Origin of the sequence: Hoylesella timonensis S9-PR14, from assembly GCF_000762405.1 — a bacterium.
GTDB lineage: Bacteria > Bacteroidota > Bacteroidia > Bacteroidales > Bacteroidaceae > Prevotella > Prevotella timonensis_A.
Genome location: NZ_JRPQ01000152.1, coordinates 1 through 5,637 on the forward strand (window position 1 = coordinate 1; position 5,637 = coordinate 5,637).

Sequence of the window (5,637 nt, forward strand, 5' to 3'; positions counted from 1 at the left end):
GGAAGATACTATACAAGCAGAGCGACATACAGACAATGCTTGAAAGGCATTATAATCCAATACCGCAAACAGGTAAGTTATGAGTTAAGNTAAGAAATCAGTCGCGACTTAAGTCAAATGGTCANTTGTGACTTTGGTCAAGAAATTAGTTTCGACCTAAGTTAAAATTAACTTTAGTCAAAAATATGTCAGCTCATAAAGTCAGTAAGTCAAGANATTAGTCTAAACTTATCTCTTGATTTACTTCTTGAACTTTGAACTCTCGTCTATCAAAAGNGCCCCAGAAANGTTACTTTATGGAACATAACAAACTATCTCTTTCTTTATACTGGCAAGGTGTGTCTTTGTCCGACAAACTACCGTTTGTCCCACAAAAAGCCCTTGCCCCGAAAGGGGATTAAATCACTCCAAAGTCGTGATTAGACAACAAACAAAACAATTAAGATTATGCCAAAATTAGAAATAGCCAATGAGAATCGTTACGGACATCGAAACATAGTAGAAGTTCCCCATTGGGACCGGTGGGACACCCGTATGCCCGATGTAAAAGACCAGCTGCGTGCCATTGACCTGTACAACAAGTCGGGGGCAGTGAGCAAGTCCGATTTCGTTCGTGCCCGTATCCTTGGAGAGCATTTCAAGGTGATAACGGTGGATAAATCTGCCGTGGAGTATTACCGCAAGCTCTCCGAACTCACAGCCCAAGTGCATAAGATTGGCATAAACTATAATCAAGTCGTCCGCTTGATGCACCTTTATACGGTAAAGAATAGCGTAAATGAATTATTGCAAGAACTTATAAATCTCACCCATGAAATAAAATCCATACAGGAACAAACAATAAGCCTCACGGTTGATTTCAGAAGAAAAAAGGAGTTTGGATACGCTAAATCATAATTTAGTCGAGAACGCTCGACACCGACTTTTACCTGGTTGTTCATTAGGAGAGGGAGAAGTTCGTCGCGCTGTTTAGTTAATTGTTGTATTTCTTCTTGTAGTTTGATCATTTGTGCAAAGAAGGGAGATATTCGTTTCTCGAATTTGTCTGCAAAAGCCAGAGAATACATATTCACAAAGTTTTCAAAGGCATAGCTTAAAGAGGAAAATGCTCTATGGGCTGGTTCTTCGGTTTCAAATTGCATTTGATTTGCAATGAGAAAGGAGAGCTTCTCAATTTTATGATAACACCGGGAGATGTTGGTGATCGTAAGCCTTTGGAATACAAAGCTTTTGTAGATTTCATGTATGGCAAGCTGGTCGGCGACAAAGGGTACATCAGCAAGAATCTCTTCCAAAGACTGTTTGTGGATGGAATACAACTTATTACCAAGCTGAAAAGCAATATGAAAGGAGCTTTGATGAGTGTTTCTGACAGACTCTTACTCAGTAAAAGAGCCATTATAGAAACGGTGAATGACGAGCTTAAGAATATTGCGCAGGTGGAACACTCCAGACATAGATGCTTTGACAATTTCATCGTCAATTTATTAGGCGCTATTGCTGCCTATTCTTTGTTTCCCAAGAAACCGTGTATCAATGTACAAAGGACTATTGATACACAGCTTACTCTGTTCTGAATTCGTCGAACTCACGTTAATTATAATGTAAAAGGACTTTCCAAAGTTGTGTATCTGACATATGTAATTTAATAATAATTTTTCTCTTATAAAAAGGATAATAGGAATTCATATTATATTGATTCCATTTAACTATTACGTTAAACAGCCCCGTCTGAGGATCAGGTCTATTAGACATTTCTGTAATTAATCCTCTTATAATTCCATGTTCCCACTCACCTTCGATATACATTCCATTTTTTAGGTATAAAATTTGTGTACTGGTTACATAAAAAGAAGAGAATGGTGCTTTGTTCAACGAGTCAATGATAACATACAGAATTTTACTAGAATCTACAAAACGCCCTTCTCTAAATTCATTTGTTATATATATATACCCTGTGTTATTTGATATGAGATATTTAACATCAGAATTATCCTTCATGGAGCATATCGTATCCCCTTTACAAACTATGTCACCATCGTTTTTGTATATTTTGTCAATTATAGTTGGTTTGCTATATCTAACAGATTGCATTTTATTGACATTACTAATTTCGCTATATATAGTAGTGTACTCTGGGTATTTAATAAAAAAACACATAATACATATACATATGAATACTAATAAAATAATTCCCTGCCCCATTCGAATGATTCCTGATGGGATACGTCCCATAACCTTCTGAACCTCATAACTATTTAACTCTATTTCATTATGAAGATTCTTTTTATCTCTAGTCAAATTATCTTTTACAGATTCTTTCATTAGCTGTTTATTATATTCTACATTTGATAGTTTACAAGTTCGTAATACTCTCCTTTTTTTTCTAATAATTGTTCATGACTACCAACTTCAACAATCTTACCTTCTTTAATTACAACAATTTGATCAGCCTGAGATATTGTACTCAGTCTATGTGCTGCAATGACTACTGTTTTGCCTTTATAGAAACTATGTAAAGCATTCATTATTTCCCATTCATTAGTTGCATCCAAAGCATTCGTTGCCTCGTCAAAGAAGATAAATTCGGGGTTTTTATAAATAGCTCTAGCTATCAGAATACGTTGTCTCTGACCTTGACTTACTCCAATTCCTTCCATACCTATTCTAGTGTTATAACCCAAAGGCATGGTAGATATAAACGAGTCAACGTTTGCCATTTTGGATGCAAGCTGAAGTCGTTTTATGTCGATTTGTTCGGTAGATAAAGCGATGTTTTTAGCAATACTATCAGAGAATAAAAAGCTATCTTGCATAACACTACCAGTAGAAGCCCTCCAAACATGCGGATTTATGAGTTCCAATGGAACATTACCAATACAAACAGAGCCTTGATTTGGTTTGTAAAATCCTTGTAGAATTTTTATAAGAGTTGTTTTGCCGCTTCCACTGCTACCTACTATGGCTGTAACTTTACCAGCCTCAATAGTTAGATTTATATCTTGTAATGTATAATTACGAGAATTACCACTATAGCTAAAATACATATTTTCAATTCTAATATTATGATCTGTAGGCAATATTGTCATATTTTTATCAATATCGTCTTCTTCATCTTCTTGTTCGTAAATATCATTTAATCGTTCCATACTGATACGAGCATCTTGCAATGCATATGCAAAATTTACAAAATCAGCAAAAGGAGCAGACAATTGACCTATGATATATGAAACTGACATCATCATTCCTAAAGTCATATTATCATGGATAACAGCAGTTGCTGATAGATAAAGAATGATAAAGTTAGTAGCTTGAGAAAGAAATGAACTACCTGTTTGTTGTATTTGAGTAATTGTTAAGCCTTTTGAGCTAATTCGAAACAAACCGATTTGTAAATGCTCCCATTCCCATCTTTTTTCTCTTTCGCAATTATTTAATTTAATATCTTGCATTCCTTGAATAAGTTGAACTAATCTATTTTGTTCAGTGCTGGATAATCCAAACCGTTTACTATCTAGTTCACGTCTGTATTTCATAAATATTGTAATCCATAATAAGTTGAGAATGTTCCCTACCATAAAAATGGAAAAAATCATTATACTATAATATGCTAATACACAAGAAAATATGATTAAGGAGACGAATGAAAAAATAATATTTAGACTGTTTCCCATTAAAAAACTCTTGATTCTTGCATGATCACCTACACGTTGTAACGTATCTCCTAATTTACGTGTATCGAAAAAATTAAGAGGCATGCACGTTAATTTATAGAGAAAGCTAGAGATTAAGGTAATATCAACACGAGCATTAATATGGAGTAGTACCCAACTTCGAATAAAATCTACGGATAGCTGAGCTATAAATAGAATGATTTGGGCAATTAAGATTAAAGTAACAATATTGAAATTTTTATGTCCAATACCAACATCAACCATAGCTTGTGTTAAGAATGGGAAGATAAACTGCATTCCTATACCAACTAGCATACCTGCTATAATTTGAAGTAATAAACGTTTGTGTTGTAAGTAGTAATGGGCAAAAGTGCGGAAATTCCTCTTTTTCTCAGGTGTATAACAATCATCTTCATTTTTTCCAAAATCCACATCTGGTTCAAGGAGCAAAGCAACTCCACACTCTTCCCCCTTAAACTTACTACTAATCCACCCTTTTTTAAACTCCTCTTCATTATATGTAATACATTGAGAAGCAGGGTCAGCTATATAAAATTTATATTTCTCACCTATTCGTGAACGTTTTACATCATAACATACAACAAAATGATTTTGATTCCAATGTAGGATACATGGAAAATTTACTTCATCAACCAACTGATCTATTGTAAGTTTCATCCCAAGACAGTGCATCCCTATATATTCAGCAGCATCACATATACCGAGTAAAGATACGCCCTCTCTCGAAATGAAGCAGTGTCTACGTATAGTTTCTTGTGAATATTCTTTACCATAAAAACTTGCAATCATACGTAAGCAAGTTGGACCGCAATCACTTGAATTTAATTGAGTGTAATGAGGGAATGTTTTTTTTAACATTGCAATTAAATCGGTTTAATTATTTGTAACATACTAAAGTTTTTGCTTCAAGTTTATTTGTCCAATCAGGAATTATCGTTCCATGATGCTCTAAATTGGTATTGTTCAAGCTGAATTCGCCTATCTCAAAGCAAGTTATCTCACGAAATCCGATTTTGTATAATATATCTGTTAATGTGCTAACATCATATATCATTTTATGTCCCCAAAATCTCATAAAATTATTTATGACAAACATTGAAGGGACTGGTTGATTTTGATAAAAGTTTTTTGTAAACTGATCATACCTTGATATACTCCATTCTATATATTCTTGATGTATATCATCGTTGGATGAATTATAGAGCTTCATTAAAAAATCAAGCGTAGGTATTGATAAGGTAAATATTCCATTTTTATCAAGAACTCTGTATACTTCTTGAAGCATATTTACCCCGTCCTTAAAATTTAAATGTTCAAACATATGCTCGGAGAATATATTATGAAATGAGTTGTCAGGAAAAGGAAATCTTAACCTTGCATCCATATAATATATATGTGGTAGATGAGGTACTATATCAGTATTTAACCAATTAGGTAAAGGTCTCTGGCCACACCCAATATTTAATCCTACTAAATCTTTGTAAGAATGTGAATATACCTCCTTCCAGAGTGTATTGTTTATTCGATTGTACGAGAATTGTTGTGAATTAGATATGTTTTCTATATCAACATCTATACTCAAGATTTGACTTTCTAAAATAGCACTAATCCAACAAGTACTATTCTCCTTCTCTAATTGTAATATAAATGCAGCACTAGGTTTTAGAATCTTGAATAAATGAAGGAAAAACTCTTTTCTTACGTATTCTACTTCTATTAAAATCAGATCCACATCTTCATTTACCTCTTTGATGCTAAAATCACAGAGTATAAGTATATTCCTATTCAGTTGACGTAGAACATCTACACTTTTCTCATATACTACGAAATCATCAATAAAGCATATTGGCAGCCTTTGAAAAAGACTAAGGTCTGTTTTTATGATGTCAGATTGGTTCCTATCAGAGTGTGAAGAACTATTACTCATGATTGGTTATTATTT

The 5,637-nt window shown here is 33.7% G+C and carries 4 protein-coding genes and 2 pseudogenes; 3 read left to right on the plus strand and 3 right to left on the minus strand.

Annotated elements, in window-relative coordinates; genetic code table 11:
• The 3 genes and pseudogenes from HMPREF9304_RS09635 to HMPREF9304_RS09645 form a co-directional block, all read left to right on the plus strand.
• Window positions 1-83: pseudogene (locus HMPREF9304_RS09635) on the plus strand (helix-turn-helix domain-containing protein); the annotation flags it as partial.
• A gap of 364 nt (window positions 84-447) precedes the next feature.
• Window positions 448-897, plus strand: coding sequence for a plasmid mobilization protein (locus HMPREF9304_RS09640; RefSeq protein ID WP_036880521.1), 450 nt, complete (start codon window positions 448-450; stop codon window positions 895-897).
• Between the two features lie 146 nt (window positions 898-1,043).
• Window positions 1,044-1,577, plus strand: a pseudogene (locus HMPREF9304_RS09645) (IS982 family transposase); the annotation flags it as partial.
• Between the two features lie 16 nt (window positions 1,578-1,593).
• On the opposite strand, the gene HMPREF9304_RS09650 reads toward HMPREF9304_RS09645, so the two are convergent.
• Genes HMPREF9304_RS09650 through HMPREF9304_RS13820 form a run of 3 tightly spaced genes read right to left on the minus strand, consistent with a single transcriptional unit; the run spans window position 1,594 to window position 5,622 of the window.
• Complete coding sequence (locus HMPREF9304_RS09650) at window positions 1,594-2,325, minus strand: hypothetical protein (protein ID WP_036880523.1); 732 nt, start codon at window positions 2,323-2,325, stop codon at window positions 1,594-1,596.
• Between the two features lie 17 nt (window positions 2,326-2,342).
• Entirely contained in the window at window positions 2,343-4,553 is a 2,211-nt protein-coding gene (locus HMPREF9304_RS09655) for a peptidase domain-containing ABC transporter (RefSeq protein WP_036928551.1), read from the minus strand.
• 19 nt (window positions 4,554-4,572) lie between these two features.
• Entirely contained in the window at window positions 4,573-5,622 is a 1,050-nt protein-coding gene (locus HMPREF9304_RS13820) for a class I SAM-dependent methyltransferase (RefSeq protein WP_052046071.1), read from the minus strand.
• Between the last annotated feature and the right edge of the window lie 15 nt (window positions 5,623-5,637).